This window comes from Halorubrum sp. ASP1, assembly GCF_005435135.1.
Lineage (GTDB): Archaea > Halobacteriota > Halobacteria > Halobacteriales > Haloferacaceae > Halorubrum > Halorubrum tropicale.
Map to the genome: position 1 here is coordinate 99,695 of NZ_SGUA01000008.1, position 25,400 is coordinate 125,094.

The window sequence follows — 25,400 nt, forward strand, 5'->3', positions numbered from 1 at the left end:
GTTCTCACGTGGTCTTCCTGACCAGTCCCGCCGAATTCGCCTCTGAGTACCAGAGAGAACATATGCCACCCCTCAAAAATAGGGAACAGGCAGATGCACGATCTAACTGGGTTCCAGCGGGATATCTTGTACGTAACCACCGGGCTCGAGGAACCACACGGGCTCGCAGTAAAGGACGAACTCGACGACTATTACGGGCAGGAGATCAATCATGGCCGCCTCTATCCGAATCTCGACGATTTCGTCAACAAAGGACTGCTGGAGAAGGGCGAACTCGACAAGCGGACGAACGTGTACACGGTCACGCAGCGCGGATTGCGGGAAATCGAGGCGCGACGTGAGTGGGAAAGTCAGTATTTAGAAGACGTGAACGCACCCACTACGTCGTAGAATCATTATAAAAGCGGGACTGCTTTACCCACTCCCACGAATCCACAGTAAGATGGCTCGGCTCGTCTTCTATCACCACCCACAGGCCGAGAATTTCTCCCTCAAATTTAGCTCGGCATCGGTGGCAGAAATACTGTCTCAGCGAGAGCAATCCGACGAGTCGACAAAGCTCATCGGGTACCCCTTTGAAACACCGGTCTATGTGCTCTACGAAGGCGATTCAGAGATCGAATCTGCCCAAGACATCGACTTCGATCAGGAATGGCTGAGCGACCGTATTCGTGACCTCCCCCGTGCTGGGCAGGTTGTCGCATTCCGATTAGTAGAGTTGCTCGAAGCCGCGGTCGATGTTCGAGATGAGGATGAGTTCCGGCTCTACAAGGAGTTCGAACCGCAAAAGATCCAGCAGGCACTCGATCACGTCTCCTGGGGAGCACCGCTTCCGACCGTCGCTGGAGAGGTGATGTCGAATTTGATCCTCCGACATTCCCTCCCGAATGCGAATCATCGAACTGGCATCGCGATGCTGCAGTTCTGTATTGAGAGTGTGGACCCAGATTTTGAGATGCCACGAACGCACGTCGACGACGATTCCTGGCGAGAGTGGGTCGATCCCTATATCGTCGATTCCAAGCGGCTCATCACGGTCCGCCGGAACAACCTCCGTTTCAAGCAACTCGAAGAGCTGGACGTCGACCTCGTCGAACGGAAAGACGGGATCCAAATCCGATTAGCCGAGTTCGAGCTGGATATGCACTGGCGAGAAGCCCTCACAGAGTATGCTGGGCAGCACGAATCTCACTGTACGGACTTCGCGCAGGCAGTTCTCGAACGAGCAGGACGGGACGATCTACTTGACCGTCAAGGACCAACGAAACAAGAGTTCATCACGTATCTGGAGAACGGACTGGTCGAACGAGACTTCAGAGAAATGTTTTGATCAGTCGCGAAGCTCGGCGACCGACTGACCAACCTCACGGACGTGTTCACTTCGCTCGAGGTCGAGTTCCTCGGCGAGGTAGTCAACCGTCTCTTCGAGGCTCATATCGGAATAAAGTCCGTCTAACGGTATAAACCTAGTGCTGACGCAGCAGTGTCGCCCATCAGAGGAAGCGTTTGTGTATACCGAACTATACACCCTTCGGGAAAACTGTGGAACCGGTGACCGCATTGCGATACCCACCGAAATTACGCAGGTCGCCATCTGCTGTCCAGCAACCGAATTCAATTGAAAGAAGCTCCGAAGCGATCGGGAGCGTTTCAGTCTGCAGGTTGTGCGTCAGTCGCTGGTGTCCCGCTTGGAAGCTCGGGGATGGACAGGTCCACGCGGCGGAGCAGCTGTGCGTTGATGGCGACGATGACCGTGCTCAACGACATCAGGAGCGCACCCACAGCGGGGGAGAGCAGAATCCCGATCGGTGCCAAGACGCCTGCTGCGAGCGGAATTGCGAACACGTTGTAGCCGGCCGCCCAGACGATGTTCTCCTGCATCTTCCGGTAGCTCGCCTTACTGAGTTTCACGAGCCGAACGACGTCCATCGGGTTGTTCTGGACGAGGATGACATCGGCCGACTGGACGGCGACGTCGGTGCCGCTCCCGATCGCGATACCGACGTCGGCCCGCGTCAGCGCCGGCGCGTCGTTCACACCGTCGCCGACCATCCCCACGAGCTTCCCCTGGTCTTGGAGTTCCTGGACTTTCTCGTCCTTGTCCTCGGGGAGGACCTCCGCGAACACCGTGTCGATGCCCAGTTCGTCGGCGACAGCTTTGGCGACATCCTGAGAGTCCCCAGTCAACATCGCCACCTCGATGCCTAGATCGTGGAGCGCGTCGACGACGCGGAAACTCTCCTCGCGGATCACGTCGGCCATCGCAAAGGCGGCGATCAGCTCTCCGTCACGAACGAGATACACCACCGTCTGGGCGTTCTCTCCCGCATCGTCAGCAAACCGCTGGAGGTGGCCCGGAACCTCGCTATCGAGCTGTGAGAGCAGATTCGGACCGCCGACGTACACCTCGTTGCCGTCGACGTTCGCGCGAACCCCTCGGCCTTTGATTGCCTCGAAGCTGGAAGCATCAGGGGCACTGAGATCACGCTCGTCAGCTGCCTCGCGGATGGCTCGCGCGATCATGTGTTCGGAGTCGCTCTCGACGGCGGCCGCCAGTGCGAGGGCGTCGTCCTCGTCGACGCCCTCGACGGTCACCATATCCACGACGCCGTGCTCGCCTTCGGTGAGCGTCCCCGTCTTGTCGAAGATGATGGCGTCCAGCTTCCGTGCGTCCTCCATCGCGATGCGGTCGCGGACGAGCATCCCGTTGCGCGCCGCCAGGGAGGTGTTGATTGCGACGACGAGGGGGATGGCGAGTCCAAGGGCGTGTGGGCAGGCGATGACGAGCACCGTGACGACGCGCTCGATGACGGTCGCATCGAACGACACCGCTACCGTCCACGCGATTGCGGTCACGACTGCCGCCCCGAGCGCGACGTAGAACAGCCAGCCCGCCGCGCGGTCGGCCAGCACCTGCGTCTTGGACTTGCTCTGCTGAGCTTCCTCGACGAGCCGCATGATGCCAGCAAGGGTCGTCTCCTCGCCCGTCGCACCGACACGGACACGGAGACTGCCGTCACCGTTGATCGTCCCACCGATGACCTCGTCGCCGGGATCCTTCGAGACGGGCTTGGACTCACCCGTGATCATCGACTCGTTGACGTCCGAATCGCCCTCCTCGACGACGCCGTCGGCGGGCACGCTCGCGCCCGGCCGGACGAGCACGAGGTCGCCCTCGGAGAGTTCACTGACAGGGACCTCTTCGGTCTCGCCGTCATCGGTGAGTCGTTCCGCCGTGTCCGGCATCAGTTTCGCCAACTCGTCGACGGCGCTCGAAGCCCGCCGCACCGACCGCATCTCGATCCAGTGCCCCAGCAGCATGATGTCGATCAGCGTGACGAGCTCCCAGAAGAACGCCGACTGCGTGGGGAAGACCACGCTCGCGAGACTGTAGATGAACGCGACCGAGATGGCCATCGAGATGAGCGTCATCATCCCCGGTGCCCGGTCTTTCAGTTCCGGGACCGCCATCTGGAGGAACGGAATCCCACCGTAGGCGAAGACAATGACCGCGAAGATGGGGTTGATCCACTCGCTCCCCGGGAACGTGGGGACGGAGAACCCGAGCCACTCTTGGAGCATTTCGCTGTACAGGAGGACGGGAATCGACAGGAGTGTCGAAACGAAGAAGCGCCGCCGGAACATTTGCTCGTGGCCTTCGTGCATCCCGCCATGTCCCTCACCGTGTCCCTCGTGGGAACTGTGGCCGTGTCCTTCGCCTTCGTGGCCGGCGTGTTCGTGCTGGTGACTGCTGGTGTCCTGCTGGTCTTCTCCTCCCGGGGAATTCTCAGTTGTATCTTTGTGGTCGTCCATAGGTCATATGCTCTTTAGAGGTGGATTCGCTGGCTTCCTGAATCTTCGCCCCCTGAAACCGTACAGCAGGACCATCGTAGGCAAACTCCAAAGACAACTATAGACCGTCGTCTCGAAGCGGTCCGTGCTATCCGCTAATTCCTATACTCAGGCGTGAGCGGTGTACCCTGCGCCTTCGACAGCCTCCACAAGGGCCGTGACCTCTGCCTCACCCTCGACACTTGCCTGTTCGCTTTCCCTGTCGACGGTCACGGAAGTCACGCCAGAGACTTCTTCAAGGGCCTCTTCGATCGTCTCCTCACAGTGACCGCACGACATTCCTTCCACGGTGATGGTCGTCGTCATACAGGGATATATACGGTCCCCTCTCTTTAGCGGATTTCCCCTTCGATCATACTGGTCTCTTGGGAGTCAAACTTTAGAATCCAAGTAACACCTGCGGGCGCAACGAACCAAACCACAGATTCGCCAGCCGTCGATGGCGGGAAGATTCAGGTCTCGTTGTGGCGCTCCCTGTACGTCTTCGCTGCTAAAAAGACATATAGTGTGCCGATAGCCCGAACGGCCGAATTGAATCGCTCATTCCATTCTATCGACTCCGGACGCTCGTACAGGAACGCGGTGGCAAATCTCCGATACAGATCGGGAAACAGGAGGACGATCGCGCCGAACAGGCCGGTAAGATTCATCAGCCACGCGTATGCTCGCCCGTTACGGAGGGAAATCGCAGCTATCAGAACGCCCTCCGACCGGATAGCTGGACGGACCCACTCTCTCACAGTTCCCTCACTTGGGTTCGCAATCGCGAGTTTCTCGAAGATCCCGACGATCTTGTCCGGGAACAGTGCTGAGATAGCGCCGAGGACACCCACGAGTGTTCGAATCATACGGTATGGTACGATCGATACGGATATAATTCTCGCTGTGGTCCGACACTATCGAGAACGAGGGAAGTCCGAACAGTACCAGCTTCGAACCGAGAACGAGATGCAGAAAGGAGTAACTGCGTGTGTACCTTAGCGGACGGTCACTCTGATTGTTCGAGTTTGTTTCGGCGGGATTCGAACTCTTCGTCCGTGAGATCGCCACGGGCGTACGCCAGACGTAATTCTTCCATCGCGGGGTTGTCAGAGGTTTGTGTTTTGCTTACCCGTCTGAAGAGGAGATAGCCCCCGCCAAGAAGCGCAACGAGGAAGACGAGTGGAACAAGCATTCCGATAACGGGCCACCAGCCGCCGGTACTACCGTACTGGCCCATCATTCCCCCGTATCCCATCATCCCGCCGAAGCCCATCCCCATCATGAGCAACGGAAGGAGGATGAACGCTCCGAGGATCAGTAGCAGTATCGTCGTTGTGTCCAGTTGATTCGATGAAGCCATCGACGATCAGGCCTCCGACGCGGGGTCGAACTCGTCTCTAACAGCTGCCAGTACACGATCAAATCGCTCGGTGACCTCGGTTGCGATGGAATCAAGCGCGTCGTTATCAGCAATCCCGACCAACTGCTCCGGATCGACCGCACTCACCACGATGTCGCCGTCATCAGTCTCATAGACGATGACGTTACAGGGCAAGAGCGCACCAAGCTCGATTTCCTCGGTTAACCCTTCGTATGCTAGCGGAGGGTTACACGCACCGAGGATGCGATACTGACGGAACTCTTCGCCAAGCTTCTCCTTGAGTGTCGCCTGAATGTCGATATCACAGAGGACACCGAATCCCTCGTCCGTGAGTGCAGCGTTCGTTGCATCAACGACGTCGTCGAATTCGCCAGTGACTGTGGTCTGTATTGTGTATTCCATGGAATATCATACCCCGTCCGCGGGGTTAACCGTTGGGTGCCCAACAGCAATCGTTGGGGAGGGCAGTGTTTCGGCTGGAACAGCAGCCGTTCCGATCATCCGGTACGTTCGAGCTGTTTTCGCCGCCGTTCGAATTCATCGTCGTCGATCTCGCCACGGGCGTACCGCTCGCGGAGAACCGACAACGACTGCTCATCGTTCCCACCGGATCCTCGGTTGAGGAGCGCATAGACGAGGTAGAGCGGAACGGCGATGAGGAGTCCCATCCAGAGGAGTCCCCAGAGCCCCATCGCTCCGCCGAAGAGGCCCCAGCCGCTTCCGCCCATCATCCCGCCGCCATAGCTCCCGCCGCCGTGGGCGGCAGCCGTTCCAGTCGCCGCGACCAGCAGCGGGATGGCGAGGATCGCGAGGCGGCGAGCAGTGCGTCCGAGATGAGTGGTAAGTTGCGTCATTATCCTGAGTTGGTGAACCGTGGTTGTCGTTTGAAGCAATCGAAACGGTCAGAGGCCGTCAGCAGTGGCCCTGCCCGTACATCCCGCCGTTGTAGTCGTTGTCAGCCATGTCTTGGCCCATCTCGTCGACGGTCACACCCATGTGCGTCTCCATCCACTCGACGCTACCAGGGCCCATGTGCTCGGTCATCTGTGCCTCCATCCAAGCAGCCCAGTCATCAGCGGTAGCGTTGTCCGTGGGCGCGTCGTCAGCTGTCGTGTCGGTACCGTGTGCGCTGACCACGGGGGAGGCGAACACGAGTCCGACGAGCGCGAGCGCCACGATCAGCCACCGACCGAGTTTGAAGTTGGTCATTGTCTTTCTCCTCGGTTACTCGTAGGACCGCTCAAGGGTTATGACAATGGACGTGAACTCACGCAGGAGAACGTTCGAGAACGTGTATACAGCGTTTTAATCGTGTTTCAGGAACAAGAGCGTTCATCCGGCTCGAATTCGCAAGGATGGCACTCAACGCTTCGTCCGGGACAGGACCAAGACCATTCGCACGACAGATTGATCAACCAGAAATCGAGTCTCAACCCACTCATTCGACGTATTCCACAACACGCGCCATCCCCGCATCGAGGTGGTACAGATTGTGACAGTGGAACAACCACCGACCGGGGTTATCCGCGTGGAAGTCCAGCGTCACCTGTCCTCGATGTCCCGGGACGATAACCGTATCTTTGATCGCGTTGCCGACCTGGAAGAAGTGGCCGTGAAGGTGCATCGGATGGACGACCGGGCTCTGATTGGTCATCCGAATTCGGACGTGTTCCCCAGGCCGAATCTGAAGCGGGTCGGCATCCGGATAGGCTTGTCCGTCTATCGTCCACGTGTAGGACTGGTTTCTACCGCGTGAGAGCGTCAGGTCGAACGTCCGGTCTGGATCTCCACTCACACCTTCGAGCGAGGAGCGTGCTCGCAGGTCACCGTATTGCAATCTGTTACTCGAAGATGATGGAGGCTGTGGAGTGATCGAACCGTCTGTGGATTCGTACTCGACGACGGCTCTGGCCGGTGGTTCGTTCCCGTCGAGCGCGTTCGCCTGAACGAACCATCGCCCCGGATTCGTCGCTTCCACGACGACATCGTACCGTTCACCAGCACCAAAGACGAACGAGTCGGCCCCGACTGGTTCGACGGGCTGGCCATCGGCGTGGGTCACCGACATTTCGTGTCCAGCGATTCGCACACCAAAGACTGTCGCGCTGGAGGCATTCACGAACCGAAAGCGAACCCGATCGCCCTCCGTTACGTCGAACGTCGGGGGGTTCTCGGGCAGTTTACCGTTGATCAAAAGCCCTTCGTATGGTGGTCGAACGTCTCCCATCATTCCACCCATTCCACCGCCACCCATCCCACCGTCCGACGGAAGACGGGGTTCTCTAGAGAGGTAATCGTCAAGCACGACGACATACTCGCGGTCGTACTCAACGTGTGGGTCTCGTTCTTCAACGATCAGGGGGCCGAGTAAGCCACGATCGAGTTGGAGTCCGACGTGGCTGTGGTAAAAATACGTTCCAGCGGGTTCGGCACGGAACTTGTATGTGAATGTATCACCGGAGGCAACCGGCTCTTGCGTCACGTTCGGGACACCGTCGACCGGATTCGCAACAGGAATCCCGTGCCAGTGAATCGTCGTCTCCTCCTGCAGGTCATTAGCCAGTTCTACGCTGAGCACGTCACCTTCCTGCACGCGCAACTCTGGGCCCGGATACTGTCCATCGTATAGCCACGTAGTCGTCGACGTATCCGAAGCTGGTCGAATGGTCCCAGATGTCGCAGTGAGGCTGACCGATGTATCTGGGTCAGCCGTGACAGTCGGACGGGGAGTCACCGCACGACCGCCACCATCGTCGGTGCCCGGTAGCGGACTGGCACACCCCGCAAGCGCTCCGAGAGTCGAGATCCCCGATAACTGGAGGATTTTACGGCGAGAAAGTCCCGAGGAGGTCATTGCCTTTGTTTTCGCGGTCAGCGAGTAAAGGCCTCGCGATGAGAGACATTCATACGAACATCCTCGTTCCGAGTTTAGTCGCGGCGATACGGTGAACAGTCACGGATTCCCGAGAATCCCCCGCTAGTTCGCCTGTTTCTGTTGTAAGTCGTCGCTCGGATAGATGCGATACGTTCGCCCTTGTCGCTCGCGGTACAGTAAGCCGCGCTTCTCGAGGGCACTCACCGTCTGACTGACCTTGCTTTTCGAGAAGTTCGAGCGATCCCGGAGTTCGATCTGTGTGATACCGGGCGACGAGAGGACCGGTTCGAGAATTCGGCGTTCATCATCCGGCAAGAGGTCCAATACGCGCGCCTGTGGCTGGGACTCCGGATTGATCTTTCCCTCTGATTGAACGGGCCCATCCTGCGATTCGATACTCTCCGAATCGGTTTGATTCGCCATGCCAGTCTGTGATCGATCGGTTCCCTCTGTGCTAGTGAACTCGTCTCGAACCACGAGATAGCCCCCACCAACGACAGCCGAGACAAGAAGCGTTCCGAGAACGTACAAGAGTGGGTTCGTTCCGTGAACCGCGCCCATCGACGTACCCATCATCGAGCCCATCTGCTCGAAGGCCTGCTGTTGCTGGTACGCTTGCCAGGTGAGCACACCACCGACGATGAGGACGGCAGCGACCAACGCACCGGCTACGGTATCGGCTCGCCGTCGATTCATCTTCTCCACCTCGATCCTCCGAGACACTTGCTCATATGTGTGAGTTCGTGAGACATTGCTGTACCAGTTTTGATTGGCCAACGCAATCACGGGGCTGGCAGCCCCGCAAATTCGATATCCCCAATCGATGTTCAATGGTGGTCATGATCCTGAGACGTTCCCGCCTCTGGGTGTTGATGGACGAATTCATCTGGGTCCTTTTCGAATGTCTCCTTACAGGTCTGCGAGCAGAAGTAGTACGTCTCGCCGTCGTGCGTCGCCGATGGCTCGCTATCGTCAGTCCGCATCCCACAGACAGGGTCGCGGTACTGGCCGGGCGCACCGAGACCGCGACGATAAACATACAGCAGGAACCCGGAGAGCGCGAACGCGATGAGGTTGAGATAGAACGTGTAGTTGAGTTTGAAGTACGTCTGCTCGGTCGCCGTCTCGCCGCCCGCCAGATCCGGAACGATTCCCAGCGCGTCGAACAGCAGCTCCATGAGGAAGCCGGTGAACGCCATCGTCACGAAAAAGACGCCGAGGATGTACAGCATGATCTTCCAGCCGTAGTACTTCCGGTAGACGTTCAGCACGGGGATCGTGATGAGGTCGGCGTAGACGAACGCGATGATCCCGGCGAAGCTGACGCCACCGCCCCACAGCGCGACGGCGAACGGGACGTTGCCCATACTGCCAACGAAACTGAGGACGGCTATGGTGACACCCATAATTGCGTTCTCGGCGGTCACGAGCAGGCCGTCGCCCTGAATGAACAGCGTGTTCCACACCCACTGGGGGACGAAGACGATGACGAACCCCGAGATGAGGAAGCCAGCGACGATGTCCTTCCAGATCATCGACCACTCCTTGCGGTACTGATTCCCGATTTTGTACCAGCCACCCCACGACAGCAACTCGTCACGCCACCCGCCGCGACTCGACGTCTCCTGGCGGTAGGTCTCCATACAGCCCTCCGAGCAGAATTTGAGCGTCTCCCCACCGTCGGTCGTGAGCGTGTACTCGTCTTTGCCTTCCATCCCGCAGGTGGGGTCTTCGGTGACGCCCGCCTCACGGTCGCGCTCGTTGAGCGTCTCCCGGACCTGGTCGAAGAGATTCTCGGGGAGCGTGAGGTGGACGATCACCGCCATCACGGCGATGAGGATGAGGCCGCCCAGCAGTTCCGCCAGGAGGAACTCCCAGCCGAGCAGAATCAGAATCATCAGCCCGAGTTCGACGATGAGATTCGTCGACGCGAACATGAACGCGAGAAAGTTGACCGCGTGCGCTCCCTTCTTGAACAGGCCCTTCCCGATAGCGACAGCGCCGAAACTGCAGCCGCTGCTCGCCGCGCCGAACGCGGTCGCCTTGGTGAGCCCACTCAGATCACCGTCGCCCAGCACCTGTGCCATTCGCTCCTTGGAGACGTAGACCTGGACGAGACTCGTGATCGTGAGACCCATAATGATCGCCCACGCCGCCGTCCAGAGGAACCCGACACCGATTCGGAGGGCTTCGAAGATGCCCTCGACCATCGTCACCTGCATAGATGTATCATCGTGCGGATCATCTTTTGCAGTTTTCCTTCAGATAGTTCGGGTTAGAGCCGCGGTAAGTATGAATTCAAAAGATTAGCGGTGGGTAGAACACGCAGGTCGAAGGCACAACCGCATTGAATAGTTAGGACGTAGTATTACTTGAGACCCAAACTCACGGAGGGATTACAATATGCCGACAAATTCAGACGACACGCGACTTGTTACGCTCCTCCTCGTTATCATCGGCGCCGTATTCATCGTCCCACTGTTCTTCATGGGCTTCGGGATGATGGGGTTCGGCCCAATGATGGGCGGGATGTGGGGCGGTCACATGTGGGGTGACGGGACGATGCCTGGCTGGATGTTCATCGTCGGCATCGTGATGCAGTTACTGTTCCTCGCTGCCCTCCTCGGCGGTGGCTACCTCATCTACCGTGCGATTACGGGAAGTGAGAGTAGCTCAGACCAAGCCCTCGAGGAGCTCCGGGTCGCCTACGCCCGCGGAAAGCTGACCGACGAGGAATACGAACAGCGACGCGAAGCACTCGAACGAGATACCTGATTTCCACCCGCGAAACTTGAACGATGACCGGAATCGTCGACAGTCGTCAGCATTCGACGCGTCCGCATCTTCCAGCGTGGCTTGACCGATACACGACGCTGGGACTGTATGGACTCCTCGTCGGGACGGGACTCTGTCTGGTCGCGTTCCTCACGAATCCCGTTCCCGACCCCTCGTTCCCGTGGGCGACGCTGCCCGAGTCTCTACGATTACCGATTACACAGCCCCGCATCGAGCACTGGCCAGTGACCTACACTATCGGCATCTGGCTGTGGGTTTTCTGCTTCCCCGCACTCTTCCTCGCCGGATACCGGCGATACGGCGACAGGAGCCGTGGAGCAGCGGTGTGGCTCGTCGGGTTGCCGACCCTGGCGATGCTGGGCTGGACCACGTACTGCCGGTTCTTCTGGCCGAAACTCCATCCTCCGACTTGGAACGCCCCAGCCTACACGTTCGTTTGCTGGCTGTACTGTTCGACCTACGACGTGCTCTGGAGCAACACGGCATACACAATTGCGCTATTCGGCATCGTCGCAACGCTCCTCGTCGTGCGACACCAGGATACAGACCGATATGCCCTTCTCGGGTTCGGGTTCCTCGCACTTCCGCTCGGATTACCGGCCCTGTACGAAGGGTATCGACGGGTGACGCGAACTAGGAGTTGAGGAACTGTGACGGGTGGCTTTACAGCTCTGCGTGGGACATCTGTGGGTGATAATGCGGACTGGTGATTGGCATCACTCAGTACAGCCCGAGGAAACGTTATCCGTGAGAGCCACCTCGACACGAGTATGTCGACGACCGTCTCAACACCCGAAACAGACGAGACGTGTGCGTACTGTGAATCCCAAATCTTCGACCACGACCCCATCTGCGTCCGCGACTGCGATGATGACTGTGGCTCGCCCAAGTACTTCTGTAACTACGCCTGTCTCTCCGCATATATCGACGAACACAATCTTACTACCGGCAATGCGTGTGAGTGGACTCCCGACGACACCAGCTGTTGCTGATCGGTCCGTTCGAAGCCTTCAGCGACCGTTATTCACGGAATCCGAGTAACCGAAGCCCGTTCAGTGAAACGAGGACGGTGGACCCCTCGTGGCCGACCACGGCCAGCGGCAGGGGGATGCCTCGCAACAGAATCGTCCCAACCATCAGGGCGATCGCACCGAAGGCGATTGTGAGATTGACCGTCAACGTCCGGCGCGTCCTGCGACCGAGTCCGAGCACGTAGGGGATCTTCCCAATGTCGTCGCCCATCAAGACGACGTCAGCCGTTTCGAGGGCAACGTCGGTCCCGGCGCCACCCATCGCGATCCCGAGCGTCGCCGTCGCCAGTGCCGGTGCGTCGTTCACCCCGTCACCCACCATCGCGACGTTCTCGTATCGCTCAACCAGATCCTCGATGGTAGCCACCTTCTCTTCCGGCAGCAGTTCCGCCTGTACCTCGTCGATACCGACTTCGTCGGCGATCTGCTGGGCGACACGTTCGTTGTCGCCGGTCAGCATAACGATGTGCTCCACACCGAGCGACCGGAGATCCTCGATCATCTCTGCAGCCCCCGACCGGACCGTGTCGGTGAACGCAAGCCATCCCAGTACCGTGGCGTTGCCAGCGTGCTCGCGGGCGACAAGGACACTGGTCTTCCCCTCCGCCTCCAGGGTCCGAAGCCTGTCGAGACCGGGTTCGAGTCCCTCGATCGCAGCGTCTTCGAGAACCGTCTCGACGTAACTCCGATTCCCGATGTGGATGGTTCCGTCGTCGACGTCGGCGCGCACGCCTTTCCCGGCCTCCGACTGAAACCGTCGCGCGTCGGGGACGTCGAGGGCGCGGGCTTCGGCTTCCGAGACGGTCGCACGAGCGAGGTGGTGCTCCGAGCGGGCCTGGACGGAGGCTACGAGCGAGAGCAGCTCGTCGGGCGTCAGTGACTCGTCCGCGAGGCCATCCCGGACGAACACGTCCGTCAGCTGTGTCTCGCCCCGCGTGAGGGTGCCCGTTTTGTCGAATGCGACCGCGTCGATGTTCGCCGCCGCCTCGACGTGTTCGCCGCCCTTGAACAAGACGCCCTGCCGGCCGCCGGAGGCGATCGCCGACAGCACCGCCGCCGGCGTGGAAATGATGACCGCACACGGCGACGCAGCGACCATGAGCGTCATCGCGCGGTAGAACGTGCTGGTGAACTCGCTTCCGAGCGCGAGCGGGATGGCGATCGCCGCGATTGTGAGTCCGAACACGCCGAGGACGTACGGCTGCTCGAGGCGGTCGATGAGCCGCTGTGTAGGCGCCTTCTCGCTCTGAGCACGCTCGACCATATGGATGAGACGGCTGATCGCCGACTCGTGGGCCTGCCGCGTGACCTCGATTTCGAGGCTGCCGCTCTCGTTGATCGTCCCCCCGAACACCTCGTCACCGGGTTCCTTCGGCACGGGGACGGACTCACCGGTGAGCGACGCCTGATCGACCGTCCCCTCGCCGGACGTGACGACGCCGTCGAGCGGGATGCGGTCACCCGGGCGGACGACGAACACGTCGCCCACGGCGACTTCGTCGATGGGCACGGTGACCTCCTCCCCGTCGTGTAGCACCTGCGCTTCGTCCGGTCGCATCTCGACGAGGGACTTGATCGCTCGGCGTGAGCGGCCGATCGCGTAGTGCTGGAGCGTATTCGAGAGCGAAAACAGGAAGAGGAGCATCGCGCCCTCGAACGGGGCGCCAATCGAGAGGGCACCGAGGGCAGCAACGATCATCAGGAGGTCGATGTCGACCGCACGGTGGCGGAGCGTCTCGATCGCGCCTTTGAGCCCATACCACCCACCGAAGACGTATGCGACGCTGTACCCGGCCCACATGAGAAGCGGTGGTCCGTCGAGCCACCCCGTCACGAGGCCGACCGCCATCCCGAGGAGGGTCAAGCCGACGAACACGACCTCCTGCCTGAGTTCCGAGCGGGTACTCACGTCATCCGTTGCTGTCTCAGATTCGTCCTGAATCGACACGTGGCGGTCGCGGACAGCGTCTCGAATCGTTTCTTCTGAGATGACGCCCCCGTCGTAGGTGATACGGGCGTCCCCTGTTCGAAACGAGACGTCAACATCGTGGACGCCGGAGAGACGCCTGAGATGTCGTTCAAGTGCCCGTGCTCCCGCGTCGCCACGACCACCTCGTCGTTCAATATGGATCGTACACGTCGAGAGAGATGGAGATTCAGTAACAGCCACGTTCTCGGTACCTATGAGTTGGTTTGATTTCACGTTTGAGGTGGGCCCACGAGCATTCATCCGGTCCTAATCCCGGCACACGAGTCGAGGGTTTCATCCAATGATGGTTACCGGGATCTGTGCTCGGCGAGTGACTGTCTCGGCAACACTTCCGAGGAACGTCCGGTCTAGGCCTGACCGACCGTGGCTCCCCATAACGATCTGGTCGATGCCGTTGTCGGCAGCGTAGTCGAGAATCTCACGCGCTGGTTTCCCGACTTCAGTGACAGTATCGAGCACAATATCGTGGTCCGCCGCGAGATCCGTCGCAGTCGTGTGAATCGCGGTCGCCCGCTCTTGGGCGGTATCGTACCAGTCCTCTGCGACTGGCAAGCCACCGGCCTCTATATCGATTACCGAATCGATCGGGTTGATGACGTAAATGGTGGTAATCGTGGCGTTCGGAAAGGTCTCGAGTGCGTACATGAGTGCACGCTCGGCAAGCGGGGAGCCGTCCAAGGCGACGAGAACGTTGTCAGGCATACGATAGAGTTCGAGAGATGTTGAGAAGAGTGTAGTGCCGAAAACTCGGCACCTGGGAGTACCGTCAATTACCCATCAATTTCTGAGAGCGCCTCTGTTGCAACGTCACCGAGTTCTCCGGCCTCGATGTGCGAATATCGCTCCCGAACCATCTCCTCTGAGTTATCGAGATACCGGGCCGCCACCGTGTACCCGAACGCCCGGACAAGCACCTCTCCCATCCCTCGGCGACCGCCGTGCGGAGCGAGGTAATCGTGTTTCGGATGGTCGATGTCTATCTCTGCAGCTTCTGAGAGCCGTTGGAGAATCGATCGTGTGCCGTCCGTCGTAATCGAGGGCGGCCGAATATCCTCATCGAGCGCCAGGAGGAGGTCGCGAGCGTACTCCTCACGGCGTTCGGCGATTGCCTCCGTATGTTCCCCTCGGTTGGCGAGCTCATCCTGGACAAGCCCTGCGAGCGTCCGCTGGTCGAACGTGGGAAACACCGGCCAGCGCCCCGTCGGTGGGTCCATCAGCTGGCGGTAGCTCCGCAGCGGCGAGATCACCGGGTCGGGGAGACTCGCGGCGTCCCATTGCTGTTTCTTCCGGTAGACGTCCATACTCCCCTCGTCAAGCGAGAGGTCCTCCCAGCGGACGCCACGTCGCCGCGGGTCGTTCGGATCCCGGAGAAGTTCCCCAACACGGACGGCGGTGTACGCGAGGACGAACACCAGAGCCCGGTCACGAGCCGCCTTCAGCGCCGCATAGTGCGCTCGCTGCTTGTCGAGGGGGTCAGTCCCCTCCGGGAGTGTCGTGTACGCCTCGACGGCGTCGCGGGCCCGTTCGTCGACGTGGCGGGTGAGGGCGTGGCGCTGTTCCGACGTCCAGGCCTGCTGGTCGCCGGGCTTGCGGCCGTCGTCCTCCGGCAGCGGCGCCATCGCACTCGCCCGCTGCGCGTAATGCGCTCCGAGATATCCCTCGTTGACGCACCAGCCACACCACGCAGAGATATAGCGGTAATAGGTTTGTACTGTGTTCTGCTTGAGTCCCCGATCTCCACCGAGATGTCGGGCGTACTCCCGGAACACGCGTTCGTCGAGATCGTTGAAGGTCGGCTCGCGGTCGACGTCGTCGGGGACGATCCCGGTCCAGTCGTCGGCGCCGCGGTCGCCGGCGGCCCACTCGGCGAACCGCTCGAGTTCGCGGGCTGCGTTCCGTCGGTAGTTCCCGCCCTCGCCACCGCGGCCTTTCCCCTTGTCCTGGAGGTAGCGCTCGAAGCTGTCGTCGAGCGGCGTCGAAAGCGCTCGCTCAGGCATCCACCGGCCCTCCACCGTCCTGCGGGCCCGGTCTCGGTGCCTCTACCCCGGGGGAAGCGCCGTCGTGAGGCGGTTGCAGCATTCGTGCTTCACCGACGGCGGCGGGGTACTTCAAAGTGGTCGTGATTACGAGCATAATCAGGACCACTTGCTGTATTCGACCAATCGGAAGAATTCGAGGGTCTGGAGTCTCTTAGCGCCGGAATCCCGCACTACAGAAAAATGTATATCGTATATCGCTATACAAAATTCCGGACCTTTGGAAGTTGAGACTATACCTGGTTTAGCGGGGCTGTGATGCGTGAATTTGGCCGGTTCTGTCAACGCAGACCACCTCAAATCACTCCCCAAGCGGTCATTCCTATCACACTTCCAATTGTATGGGCGAATTTTCGCGACTTCCAACAGTGTAGCCACTCAGACGGCGCGCTAACCTAGACTGAGTGTCTCTCTATCCGATTCCAGTCTCCTTCTTCAGCAGCGTCAGCGTGTTGTCGGCTGTTACGATCGGTGAATGTTCGTACTCACCAGTCAACTCAACCTGCACGAGCAGATCGACAGCCCGCCAGATCGAGTACAACAGGCAGGCGAATGCGAAGTAGAAGAACCGTAGCCCGAAATCCTTCGACGTCGTCGCCGCCATGAACCGCTTTATAGATCTATAGCCGCTCTCGATCTCCCACCGATACCCGTACTCCGTGAGGTGACCACTCCCGCAATTCGTCATAAACACCGAATATTGTCGATGGTCGTCGTGCTCTGAGTCTTCTTTTCGACGATAGATGAGCGTCGTCTCGTGCCACTCGTTCTTCCCGAGGTGGAGCTTCCGGTCGGTCTCGTATCGGTCCCGGTCACGCTGGAGCAATCGCTTGGCCTGGGCTTTCTCGCTAGTCTGCATCCGCTTCGGAACGACGTAGGAGAGGCCTCGCTGGCTGATCATCTCCAGGACGTGCTGGCTATCGAACTCCCGATCCATCAGCACGTTATCGACGTGAACGAGGTCCTCAGCCGAATCGAGCAAGTCTTCGACGATTTCCAGTCGTGTCTCCCCCTTTCGGACGGGGCGCGCGTCCAGCACGATTGGGACGGCATTGCCGACCAGCTGTACTGTCGCCCACTGGTAGGCGTATTGGTCACTCTTCTCTTTCGTTCCGATGATTTCGTCTTCGTAGCCCGTCCTGTCACCGGTGAAAGGGTCGGCTTCGGTAATGTCGATGGCGACGACTCCGGCTCGAAAGAACTGCTCTGTCTCCGCAACTTCGTTTAGGAGCCGAGTGGTGGCCTGCTGGTACATCGCTCGGATCTCTTCAATCGAGAGGTCTCGAATCTGCTCCCGATGAGCGTGCCCCAGCGGTGTCCGATCCCGAGTCGACTCGTAGAGGAAACTACGAGCACCTTCGTTTGCAGCCAGCCGCTCGCGAAGGCCGAGATATGTCTGCAGGCCCCAGTAGGCGTTCTCGTGGATCTCACAGCCCTCTCCACGGTCCAGAGAGAACGCGGGAAAGACGACACGGCTGACGTGCTTGGTGACTCTATCGGCGTTGTCTAGAATGGCTCGATCGTCTGGAACCGATTCGTCCACGTCATCGCCACGAGCCGGGAGGATCTGCTCCGGTTCGCGGGGGACGGTGACGTCGGCGTTCTGCGCTTTGATGAGGATCGTTCGAGCCGCTTTCTGGACCGTCTCGCGAAACTCATCAGTGAAGCGTGTGTGCCAACTGCGCCAGAGTGTCGATTGGTCAGGCACTGTCTCCAGCCCAAGCCGCTCGCAAAGTTCCGGATGACTTTCGAGGTACTCGTAGAGTGCTGTTTCGTGCTCCCATCCGTGAAGTTCTTTCAGAACGAACACGCGAAACAGGGTGTCCATCTCGTAGTGTGTCGGATCCTCGTAGCAGTCGTGGGCCTCGAATTGGAAGTAGGCCAGCGGAAGTTCGGAGACGAACTGCTCAACAGAGATGTGCTCATGGTGCGTGAACCAAGCTCCTGAGACGATCCGGACATCCGACTCTAATCCGGTAAGTGAGGTGCGGTCGTACAACGGTGTCGAATCGTACGCTGGCCACTCAGCGTACGACAGTCGTGCAATTTGTCGAAAGACGGTTCTCCGAGATTCAATAGTAATGGGCACTACCGGACAATCGTTCTGGCCCCCTCAAGAACACGTCTACATCTAACGAAAAGGCCCGCTTCTTACAGAAGCTGACGTTTTATTCGTGATCTTTTGGTTTAGTCGCTTCCGCGCTCCCCTGTTCAGAAATGTCAACAGCTTCGCTTGCCGAGGCAGCCTGTCTTTTCTCTTTCACTCGTTGTTCAATCGACGCCTGCATCTCACGCATAAACTCGTCCACCGTGTTACCCATGAGGATGACCGGTCGGCCATCGGTGAACAGTTCAGTTAGAACCTGCTCCGGGTCCGCATTTTGACTGTGGCACTTGGTTGGAACATCGACGTTTTCGGCGAATGCGCGTGTGTTAGCCCCACCGATGTGAGCTTCATCGATTAACTCTCGCTCGAATAGCAACTCGATATATTGAGCAAATGACGCTGTACGCCCCCGCCGGTCTCTTCGGAGGTACACGAACGGGGTGATACATTCGTCATCGACGAGCACCCGTCGAACCATCTCAGTACTTTCGACATCGTTCACCTCGGCAGCGTTGAAGATGAGTCCGTCTTCAAGTTCTATCCACGTTGGTTGGATCGCACTGAGGAACGATTCGATCTCCTCGGCTGGAAGTGGCGGTTCGCCAACAACATCTAACACCGCATTGACTGCGTGGATCGTTTCAGAACCGATTAGCCCTTCGTGTTCGTCGGGAATATCAACCTGCTCGATAGTCCCTCCGCGGCGTTCGATCTCTTTTTGCATATATTCGTGCAACACCGGGTGTTGCTCGCCGCTCACAACGTGTGTTCCCGCTGGGACCGACCGCGCAAACGAACGTGCAAGGTCTGTCCTGGTCTTTCCAAGGGTATCTGTGTGGTCCTGACGGACGTTTGTTAACACGATGATGTCCGGATCGGTCAGACGCTGGTTGAACAGCCGGGTCGTGTATTCTGTGATACCCTGATTCTCGAAGATAGCGACGTCGTCCGGCTCGTACGCATCGAGTTCGGGGACGAACTCAGCGATGAGACTGATATTCTCGTAGAGCGTCGTTCGAGGCCCCCGTCGTTCGATAGGATGGACCTCGCCGTTGTGGATCAGTAGTGGATGGTTGCCGGTGATCTTCGTGAGCGTGTCGTACCCTCGGCGGTTGAAGACGTCGTCGAGCCGTTGGGTGGTTGAGGATTTACCGCGAGTCCCCGAGACGACAATCTGGGTATCGATCTGATCGAGGACCTTACGATGTCGAATACCTCTCGTTGCTTCACTAACCAGCCCTGTTAAACTCGACGAGCCGACTTCGATTGGCTTCGGGCCAGTCTTCCACTCGTACTCTGCCCCAACCAAGAACATCGGCAGCGCCCCCGCCGCATAGTCGAGGAACTGGTCCGCCGCGGACTGTGCTGCCATTTCCGTCGGGAAGCGATCGGCACTATGTCCCAGTACCCCGTTTGTAGTTTGGAGCCGCCAGACCCAGTTGTTTCGTTCCTCCGGAAGCTCTCCTGACGGTGTGGCCTCTTGTTCGACGATTATGTCGGGCGCGTCGACATCGGTGTCTGGGAAGGACTCTTCGTTCCCCGATAGTTCTGCAACAGCGGCGCGAACAATGTCAATTGCATCGCGTGCTGCTCGGGATGTGTCGTAGTGGCGGCTGCCGGTTGCTAGTACCTCCGCTGGGCCCCTAAGACGCCACGACCAGCCGAACCCACGGCCGTAGATCTCGAAGGCAGTCCGACTCATGTTTCACCCCCTTCAGAGAGAACCGACGCAGAGAGAACCTCATCTTCACCCGGGGGTGACACAGTATACCAGTACGCGACACCCAGGGCAGCCACCCAGAGAACCGCTGCAATCCCCAGGACAGGCAACGTCAGCTCTTGTGGAAACCCACGAGGTTGGGGAGCACTGAACAGTCGAGCGACGATCAAAGCGGGGACAAAGACCACGATCTGAAGCGGGACGACGAGGCGGCGCTCGAATGGTGCCGACGCATGCGCGTTGTACGCCCCAACACCTGCCAAAATCGCAGTAAAGAACGCCGACAGCCCTCGCTCAATTGGTACGACAAACGTCAGCGATACTGCGGCGAAGATCGCGACTGCGACAGTCACTCCGAGAAGCACTCGTCCGTACCGGAGTGTGAGGTAGTTCGACAACTGGATGAAACCGAACGATAGCGCAAGCAAAAGGACGTACAGGATTACGAGCCAATAGCTCGCTAGCGCGTAAATCGCGAGGAGGACCGCACCAATGATTCCGACCCGAACACCGAACCGGCCCCGGAGCCGTTCAGATAGAACCAGCCCACCAGCGAACAGTCCGGCCACAATCTTTCGAGGGAGGATGACAGATTCGGGGTCGATGGGCACTGCAACACCTTTGTAGATAGCGACGTCTGCCGTCGAAGAGAAGAGGACTGGGGGCGTCAGCGCACCAAATTCACGCGCATATCCATTGGAAACCAGTACCCAACCGAGCGCAGTGAGGGTAACGAACAACCCGATACTCGCCAAGAGGTCGTTTCGGCGATACTCCGGCTTGATTCGATGGTAATTGTACGCTGCGAGTCCAGGGAGAATACTTCCCAGAAACGCAACCACTCCCACCTCAAGTCCTAATTGCAGGATGAAAAAGAGCGTGACTACTGGAACGGCTGTGCCGATGACCATCGCTGCGATGAGCTCGTCACGACCAAATATCAATGTTCGACGACGGAGGACCCACAGGCCGACGTACGCGGCTGCCGCGCTCAACACAAAAACGGGGAGCATGACGAAGTTCTTCAAAGAGTACACGGCAAGAACGGGAATGGTGATTGACCCTCCCATACGATACCCGGTGAACTGAGTGATGGCCCCGACGCTCAAGAGACCGATAACGGCGACTAGTGTGGCCACCCACATTGTGACTATCTACCAGCTAATGCACCTTTACTGTTTCAATTCTGTACGGTCGCTTACTGGAGAGTTTGCTGTACACGTCCGTACAGTTCGGATTTATTGAAGGGCTTCGCCAGGAAATCGTCCGCGCCTGCCTCGAGCGCTCGAACGATGTCCTCCTCCCGGCTCCGAGATGTCAGAATAATAACCTGAATGTCCTGCATCCCGTCGTTCTCTCGGATATGGTCCAGAACCGAAAACCCGTCCATCTCTGGCATCATGACGTCGAGAATGACCGCTTTCGGTAATGAATCCGGGGACTCTTCTAAGTACTCCCATGCCTCCAGACCATCTTTTACAGTCTCCACATAGAACTCCTCACTGAGACTAACATCGATCATCTCTCTGATGTCTTCGTCGTCGTCGGCAGCCAGAATTTCCGCAGGCATACTAGCAGCGTATCCGTCCCGTTTCCTTATATTGACCGACATACCACAACTCCCTCGATTATTGCGCTTTTCAGTGTCAGCGACCTCGATAGCCCACGAGAGTGTCTCGCAAGAAATATTTAACCAGTTAGACAGTCAAATCTCTGTAACTGTGCTCGGTACTACTGACGAACTGGACGATCCAATCCGCGTCCTCTACGTGAACTCCGATCCCGCATTCGCGGAGTTGGTTCAAACCAAACTCCAACAGACGAGTACCGAGATCGACTGTATACCTGCCGACGGTATCGACGAAGCACTGCACCATCTTGCTACGGAACGAATCGACTGTATCGTAACGGCGTACTCGCTCGAAGATTCCGACGGTATCGGGCTTACGGAGTCGATTCGCCAGCAGAACGACGATATCCCGATACTCCTCTTTACTGGACAAGGGAGTGAAGAAATCGCGAGCAAAGCGACTCGTGCCGGCGTCTCGGACTACATCCCAGTCCGATCGGAGCGTGATAACTTCACACTACTCGCGGCCCGTATTCGAACGCTCACGAAGGCTGCTCGTAAACAAACGGAGGCCGAGCAGACCAAACGGCGCTTCCGACGAACGCTCGAGCGCGCAACTGACGCGATTTACGCCGTCGATAGCGACTGGCGCATCGAGTATATGAACGAGAAAATGGCCGAACGAATCGGCCGTGACTCGGACGCGCTCGTCGGAGAAGCCATCTGGGAAGAGTTCCCGTCGATCGTCGGGACGGAACTCGAAGACAAGTATCGAACGGCGATGGAGACTGGTGAACCAGTATCGTTCGAACAGCATCTGGAAGAGCCATTCAACTACTGGGTCGAAGTGCGAGCGTTTCCAGATGACGACGGGCTGACCGTCTTTTCACGTGAAATTACTACCGAGCGAGAGCGGGAACTGAAGCTAGAGCGCAGTGATGCGATTCTGGAGAACATCCACGACGTCGTGTTCGTCCTCGACGAGCAAGGTGATATCGAGTTCGCGAATACGGCTGCAAAGCGGTTGCTCGCAGGGGATCAGTCGGCCCAGCTCACAGGACAACAGCTCGAAACGGTCGTCGGTGACCGCGTTAGCAATTCCGATATAACGCGATTCTCCCAGGCAGTCGAATCGACGCTCGACGAGATCGAGAGCGATGGTGGGTCCACCGGGTTGTACGATGCAGACCTCCAACTCGACGTCGTGGTCGGGACCAGCGAGCGGACATTCGACGTCCGGGTAACCCCGTTCCAGAGTCGCAAAAGCAAGCAGGTGCTCGTTGTCGCTCGAGACGTGACCGAACAAAGCGAGGTAAAGCGTCAATTGGAACGAGAGCGGGACGCACTCCAAGACCTCCAGGCGGTCATGGGAGAAAGCGATGTCTCGGCCGAGTCACGCCTCCAGAATCTCTTGGAAGTCGGTTGCCAGACGCTCGGGCTCGAAATCGGCATCGTCTCGCGGATTCAGGACAGCGACTACACGGTCGAAGCAGTTCACGCACCGGAAGCCGATATCGAAGTTGGCGATCAGTTCGATCTCGAATCGACGTACTGTGCGGAAGTCGTCGGCACGGATTCGGTCTGTTCGTTCGTCGACGCCGTTAGCGACGGGAAAGAGACGCATCCTGCCTACCGTGAGTTCGAGTTAGAATCGTACATCGGCGTGCCACTCGTCGTCGACGACACGCGTTACGGAACCGTCAATTTCTCGAGTCCGACAACGCGACTCGCGCCGTTCGGAGCGCTCGAACGAACGTTCGTCGAGCTGGTCGCACAACTCGTGAGTACCGAAATCTCGCGTCGTCGTGACCGTGCCGAACTCGAACGTCAGGAGTTCCTCTTCGACCGCGTTCAGGACATCGCAGATATCGGTATATGGGAATTCATCCCATCGAGCGGCGAACTCGCCTGGTCTGACGGGGTCCGCCAGATCCACGGTGTCGACGAGGACTACGAGCCCTCCCTCGACGACGCGATCGAGTTCTACCACCCCGACGACAGAGAGACGATTACCGCAGCAGTCGACCGAGCAATCGAAGACGGGGAACCGTACGACCTCGACCTCCGAATCGTTCGACCCGACGGAGCGGTGCGTGACGTCCGGGCGTGGGGAGAATACGTCGACGACACACAGCGCGGCGACGCAGTACTTCGGGGTGTTTTTCAGGACATCACGGAGCGAGAAGCGGAACGCCGTGAGCATCGAGAGCTCGCGGAGGAATACGAGGCGTTGCTCGAAACGTCCGGGGACGCGATATTCTTGCTTGACGTCGATACCGCTGGTGAGGACCCTTCATTCGAGTTCGCCAGACTCAGTCCCGGATACGAGTCACAGACCGGAATTACGACCGAGGAAGTTCGCGGCAAGACGCCACGAGACGTGTTTGGCGACCAAGAGGGTGCTGAACTCGAGGCTAATTACACTCGCTGCGTCGATCAGGGGGCCCCAATCTCGTATCGCGAAGAACTCGACATCGGTGACGGTGCTCAGTTCTGGGAGACCAGCCTCGCACCGGTCGTCGTCGATGGCGAGACTGTTCGAATTGTGGGTATCGCTCGAAACGTTACCGAGCAAGTCGAACGAGAGCGTGAACTCGAAGCGACGAACCAGCGACTGGAATCGCTCATCGAGGCCACGCCACTCACAGTTATGGAGATCGACACGGATGGGACCGTCATCCGCTGGAACGACGAGGCTGAAACCATGTTCGGCTGGTCGCAGGACGAAGTGCTTGGCGAGTTCAATCCGATGGTCCCGGACGAGCAGCAGGAAGAGTTTGACTCACACCGGCAGCGCGTCCTGAACGGCGAGCGAATCCGAGCAAAAGAGATACGGCGAGAGACGAAAGACGGAGACGAACTGGACCTGCTCTTGTCGGTCGCGCCGGTTACAGGCCCCGACGGAGAGACTACGAGCATCCTCGCCGTCTTGGAGGACATCACCGAACAGAAACGGTTGGAAGCTCGCCTCCGCTCGCTTCAGGACACCGCACAGCAGCTGAGCGGCGCTGAATCAAGCGAGGAGATCGGAGCGATTGCCGTCGATGCCGCGGCCGAGATACTGGACCTCGATATCACCGGAATTTGGGAGTACGACGACCGAGAGAACGTGCTCGCCCCAATTACGGAAACGTCTGAAGCACGAGACCTGTTTGGCGAGTCTCCCCGGTTCACTCCTGGAGACAGTCTCGCTTGGGACGTGTTTGAGTCCGGAGAAACCAAGGTATATGATGATATCCAAGCTGAGGGTCAACCCCACAATCCGAACACAGAGATACGGAGTGAGATTCTCGTCCCACTGGGTGAGTATGGGCTTATGTCGACGGGGTCAGTTTCCACGCAGGTCTTTTCTGAGACGGACGTCGACCTGTTCCGGATTCTTGGTGCGACTGTCGAGGCAGCACTCGCACGAGCGAGCAGGGAGGAAGAACTACACCGACAGAACGAACGACTCGACCAGTTCGCGAGCGTCGTTGCCCACGACCTTCGAAACCCGCTCTCTGTCGCAATGGGGTTCCTCGAAATCGCGGAGGAGACCGGGAAGGCGGAGCACTTTGAGAAAGTAGAATCCGCACACGACCGAATTGAACGACTCATCGAGGACCTCCTGACGCTGGCACGTGGGGAGACGACGATTGAGGATGCAGAAGAGATCGACCTCGAGAGTATTACGACGGAGGCGTGGGGATACGTCGATACTGAGGAGGCAACGCTTACAGTCGCAGATGGAATTCCGACAGTCACCGGGGATGCAGGGCGGCTGACCCAACTCTTCGAGAATCTCTTCCGAAATGCAATCGAGCACGGTGGTGCCGACGTCACGGTGACCGTGGGTGGACTAGACGGAGACGATGGATTCTACGTTGAGGATACCGGCAGCGGGATTCCCCAGGAGAAGCAAGACGACGTGTTCAAACACGGCGTCACGTCCAGCGAGGGGGGAACCGGGTTCGGGCTCTCGATTGTGGCCGACATCGCGAAGGCGCACGGTTGGACAGTTTCGGTGACAGACGGAAGCAATGGCGGGGCACGGTTCGAGTTCAAGCGGTCGAAATAGTAC

The 25,400-nt window shown here is 58.7% G+C and carries 23 protein-coding genes; 6 read left to right on the forward strand and 17 right to left on the reverse strand.

Annotated features, from left to right (window positions below):
* Positions 1 to 93: 93 nt before the first annotated feature.
* The gene (locus EXE48_RS12865; RefSeq protein ID WP_137711714.1) at positions 94 to 390 is read left to right on the forward strand and encodes a PadR family transcriptional regulator; all 297 of its coding nucleotides are present in this window, start codon (positions 94 to 96) and stop codon (positions 388 to 390) included.
* Between the two features lie 52 nt (positions 391 to 442).
* Positions 443 to 1,330 (forward strand): DUF8172 family protein, encoded by an 888-nt coding sequence (locus tag EXE48_RS12870; RefSeq protein WP_137711715.1) that lies wholly within the window; start codon positions 443 to 445, stop codon positions 1,328 to 1,330.
* A 320-nt stretch (positions 1,331 to 1,650) separates the two neighbouring features.
* On the opposite strand, the gene EXE48_RS12875 is transcribed toward EXE48_RS12870, so the two are convergent.
* The 10 genes from EXE48_RS12875 to EXE48_RS12920 form a co-directional block, all read right to left on the reverse strand.
* A complete protein-coding gene (locus EXE48_RS12875) occupies positions 1,651 to 3,813 on the reverse strand; it encodes a heavy metal translocating P-type ATPase (RefSeq protein WP_137711716.1) in 2,163 nt (720 codons plus the stop codon).
* Positions 3,814 to 3,960: 147 nt separating this feature from the next.
* Positions 3,961 to 4,158, reverse strand: a complete 198-nt coding sequence (locus EXE48_RS12880; RefSeq protein ID WP_092565388.1) for a heavy-metal-associated domain-containing protein — start codon at positions 4,156 to 4,158, stop codon at positions 3,961 to 3,963.
* Between the two features lie 146 nt (positions 4,159 to 4,304).
* Positions 4,305 to 4,700 (reverse strand): hypothetical protein, encoded by a 396-nt coding sequence (locus EXE48_RS12885; protein ID WP_092565386.1) that lies wholly within the window; start codon positions 4,698 to 4,700, stop codon positions 4,305 to 4,307.
* Positions 4,701 to 4,840: 140 nt separating this feature from the next.
* Complete coding sequence (locus EXE48_RS12890) at positions 4,841 to 5,194, reverse strand: SHOCT domain-containing protein (RefSeq protein WP_092565384.1); 354 nt, start codon at positions 5,192 to 5,194, stop codon at positions 4,841 to 4,843.
* A 6-nt stretch (positions 5,195 to 5,200) separates the two neighbouring features.
* A complete protein-coding gene (locus EXE48_RS12895; RefSeq protein ID WP_115803915.1) occupies positions 5,201 to 5,617 on the reverse strand; it encodes a DUF302 domain-containing protein in 417 nt (138 codons plus the stop codon).
* Between the two features lie 95 nt (positions 5,618 to 5,712).
* Entirely contained in the window at positions 5,713 to 6,069 is a 357-nt protein-coding gene (locus tag EXE48_RS12900; protein WP_094529615.1) for an SHOCT domain-containing protein, read from the reverse strand.
* 58 nt (positions 6,070 to 6,127) lie between these two features.
* Positions 6,128 to 6,424, reverse strand: coding sequence for a hypothetical protein (locus EXE48_RS12905; protein WP_115803914.1), 297 nt, complete (start codon positions 6,422 to 6,424; stop codon positions 6,128 to 6,130).
* 229 nt (positions 6,425 to 6,653) lie between these two features.
* Positions 6,654 to 8,069, reverse strand: coding sequence for a multicopper oxidase family protein (locus EXE48_RS12910; protein WP_115803913.1), 1,416 nt, complete (start codon positions 8,067 to 8,069; stop codon positions 6,654 to 6,656).
* 123 nt (positions 8,070 to 8,192) lie between these two features.
* Positions 8,193 to 8,786, reverse strand: a complete 594-nt coding sequence (locus EXE48_RS12915; RefSeq protein WP_115803979.1) for a helix-turn-helix transcriptional regulator — start codon at positions 8,784 to 8,786, stop codon at positions 8,193 to 8,195.
* Between the two features lie 131 nt (positions 8,787 to 8,917).
* Positions 8,918 to 10,312, reverse strand: coding sequence for a permease (locus EXE48_RS12920; RefSeq protein WP_137711717.1), 1,395 nt, complete (start codon positions 10,310 to 10,312; stop codon positions 8,918 to 8,920).
* Positions 10,313 to 10,493: 181 nt separating this feature from the next.
* On the opposite strand from EXE48_RS12920, the gene EXE48_RS12925 reads away from it, so the two are divergent.
* The 3 genes from EXE48_RS12925 (at position 10,494) to EXE48_RS12935 (ending at position 11,878) form a co-directional block, all read left to right on the forward strand.
* Positions 10,494 to 10,865 (forward strand): SHOCT domain-containing protein, encoded by a 372-nt coding sequence (locus tag EXE48_RS12925; protein ID WP_137711718.1) that lies wholly within the window; start codon positions 10,494 to 10,496, stop codon positions 10,863 to 10,865.
* Between the two features lie 23 nt (positions 10,866 to 10,888).
* A complete protein-coding gene (locus EXE48_RS12930; RefSeq protein WP_137711719.1) occupies positions 10,889 to 11,530 on the forward strand; it encodes a hypothetical protein in 642 nt (213 codons plus the stop codon).
* Between the two features lie 126 nt (positions 11,531 to 11,656).
* Complete coding sequence (locus tag EXE48_RS12935) at positions 11,657 to 11,878, forward strand: hypothetical protein (protein ID WP_137711720.1); 222 nt, start codon at positions 11,657 to 11,659, stop codon at positions 11,876 to 11,878.
* Positions 11,879 to 11,906: 28 nt separating this feature from the next.
* Here the strand turns inward: EXE48_RS12935 and EXE48_RS12940 are convergent, their stop codons facing one another.
* The 7 genes from EXE48_RS12940 to EXE48_RS12970 all read right to left on the reverse strand — a co-directional run bounded on the left by EXE48_RS12940 (position 11,907) and on the right by EXE48_RS12970 (position 21,382).
* The gene (locus EXE48_RS12940; RefSeq protein ID WP_137711775.1) at positions 11,907 to 14,087 is read right to left on the reverse strand and encodes a heavy metal translocating P-type ATPase; all 2,181 of its coding nucleotides are present in this window, start codon (positions 14,085 to 14,087) and stop codon (positions 11,907 to 11,909) included.
* Between the two features lie 93 nt (positions 14,088 to 14,180).
* On the reverse strand, positions 14,181 to 14,609 hold the full coding sequence (locus tag EXE48_RS12945) for a universal stress protein (protein ID WP_137711721.1): 429 nt from the start codon (positions 14,607 to 14,609) through the stop codon (positions 14,181 to 14,183).
* A gap of 68 nt (positions 14,610 to 14,677) precedes the next feature.
* On the reverse strand, positions 14,678 to 15,904 hold the full coding sequence (locus EXE48_RS12950; RefSeq protein ID WP_137711722.1) for a site-specific integrase: 1,227 nt from the start codon (positions 15,902 to 15,904) through the stop codon (positions 14,678 to 14,680).
* A 451-nt stretch (positions 15,905 to 16,355) separates the two neighbouring features.
* Complete coding sequence (locus EXE48_RS12955) at positions 16,356 to 18,032, reverse strand: transposase (RefSeq protein ID WP_394348055.1); 1,677 nt, start codon at positions 18,030 to 18,032, stop codon at positions 16,356 to 16,358.
* Positions 18,033 to 18,111: 79 nt separating this feature from the next.
* The gene (locus EXE48_RS12960; protein WP_241991997.1) at positions 18,112 to 19,752 is read right to left on the reverse strand and encodes a Mur ligase family protein; all 1,641 of its coding nucleotides are present in this window, start codon (positions 19,750 to 19,752) and stop codon (positions 18,112 to 18,114) included.
* Positions 19,749 to 20,915, reverse strand: coding sequence for a poly-gamma-glutamate biosynthesis protein PgsC/CapC (locus tag EXE48_RS12965; protein ID WP_137711723.1), 1,167 nt, complete (start codon positions 20,913 to 20,915; stop codon positions 19,749 to 19,751). The genes EXE48_RS12960 and EXE48_RS12965 overlap by 4 nt, the downstream gene beginning before the upstream one ends.
* 53 nt (positions 20,916 to 20,968) lie before the next feature.
* Entirely contained in the window at positions 20,969 to 21,382 is a 414-nt protein-coding gene (locus EXE48_RS12970; RefSeq protein ID WP_137711724.1) for a response regulator transcription factor, read from the reverse strand.
* 109 nt (positions 21,383 to 21,491) lie between these two features.
* Here EXE48_RS12970 and EXE48_RS12975 point away from each other — a divergent pair, with 109 nt between their 5' ends.
* Positions 21,492 to 25,397, forward strand: a complete 3,906-nt coding sequence (locus EXE48_RS12975; protein ID WP_137711725.1) for a PAS domain-containing protein — start codon at positions 21,492 to 21,494, stop codon at positions 25,395 to 25,397.
* The last annotated feature ends 3 nt before the right edge of the window (positions 25,398 to 25,400 follow it).

What these genes read in the sequence shown, in the direction of transcription:
- EXE48_RS12865 (WP_137711714.1), top strand. Translation starts at nt 94, where the DNA reads ATGCACGATCTAACTGGGTTCCAGCGGGATATCTTGTACGTAACCACC.
- EXE48_RS12870 (WP_137711715.1), top strand. Translation starts at nt 443, where the DNA reads ATGGCTCGGCTCGTCTTCTATCACCACCCACAGGCCGAGAATTTCTCC.
- EXE48_RS12875 (WP_137711716.1), bottom strand. Translation starts at nt 3,813, where the DNA reads ATGGACGACCACAAAGATACAACTGAGAATTCCCCGGGAGGAGAAGAC.
- EXE48_RS12880 (WP_092565388.1), bottom strand. Translation starts at nt 4,158, where the DNA reads ATGACGACGACCATCACCGTGGAAGGAATGTCGTGCGGTCACTGTGAG.
- EXE48_RS12885 (WP_092565386.1), bottom strand. Translation starts at nt 4,700, where the DNA reads ATGATTCGAACACTCGTGGGTGTCCTCGGCGCTATCTCAGCACTGTTC.
- EXE48_RS12890 (WP_092565384.1), bottom strand. Translation starts at nt 5,194, where the DNA reads ATGGCTTCATCGAATCAACTGGACACAACGACGATACTGCTACTGATC.
- EXE48_RS12895 (WP_115803915.1), bottom strand. Translation starts at nt 5,617, where the DNA reads ATGGAATACACAATACAGACCACAGTCACTGGCGAATTCGACGACGTC.
- EXE48_RS12900 (WP_094529615.1), bottom strand. Translation starts at nt 6,069, where the DNA reads ATGACGCAACTTACCACTCATCTCGGACGCACTGCTCGCCGCCTCGCG.
- EXE48_RS12905 (WP_115803914.1), bottom strand. Translation starts at nt 6,424, where the DNA reads ATGACCAACTTCAAACTCGGTCGGTGGCTGATCGTGGCGCTCGCGCTC.
- EXE48_RS12910 (WP_115803913.1), bottom strand. Translation starts at nt 8,069, where the DNA reads ATGACCTCCTCGGGACTTTCTCGCCGTAAAATCCTCCAGTTATCGGGG.
- EXE48_RS12915 (WP_115803979.1), bottom strand. Translation starts at nt 8,786, where the DNA reads ATGAATCGACGGCGAGCCGATACCGTAGCCGGTGCGTTGGTCGCTGCC.
- EXE48_RS12920 (WP_137711717.1), bottom strand. Translation starts at nt 10,312, where the DNA reads ATGCAGGTGACGATGGTCGAGGGCATCTTCGAAGCCCTCCGAATCGGT.
- EXE48_RS12925 (WP_137711718.1), top strand. Translation starts at nt 10,494, where the DNA reads ATGCCGACAAATTCAGACGACACGCGACTTGTTACGCTCCTCCTCGTT.
- EXE48_RS12930 (WP_137711719.1), top strand. Translation starts at nt 10,889, where the DNA reads ATGACCGGAATCGTCGACAGTCGTCAGCATTCGACGCGTCCGCATCTT.
- EXE48_RS12935 (WP_137711720.1), top strand. Translation starts at nt 11,657, where the DNA reads ATGTCGACGACCGTCTCAACACCCGAAACAGACGAGACGTGTGCGTAC.
- EXE48_RS12945 (WP_137711721.1), bottom strand. Translation starts at nt 14,609, where the DNA reads ATGCCTGACAACGTTCTCGTCGCCTTGGACGGCTCCCCGCTTGCCGAG.
- EXE48_RS12950 (WP_137711722.1), bottom strand. Translation starts at nt 15,904, where the DNA reads ATGCCTGAGCGAGCGCTTTCGACGCCGCTCGACGACAGCTTCGAGCGC.
- EXE48_RS12960 (WP_241991997.1), bottom strand. Translation starts at nt 19,752, where the DNA reads ATGAGTCGGACTGCCTTCGAGATCTACGGCCGTGGGTTCGGCTGGTCG.
- EXE48_RS12965 (WP_137711723.1), bottom strand. Translation starts at nt 20,915, where the DNA reads ATGTGGGTGGCCACACTAGTCGCCGTTATCGGTCTCTTGAGCGTCGGG.
- EXE48_RS12970 (WP_137711724.1), bottom strand. Translation starts at nt 21,382, where the DNA reads ATGTCGGTCAATATAAGGAAACGGGACGGATACGCTGCTAGTATGCCT.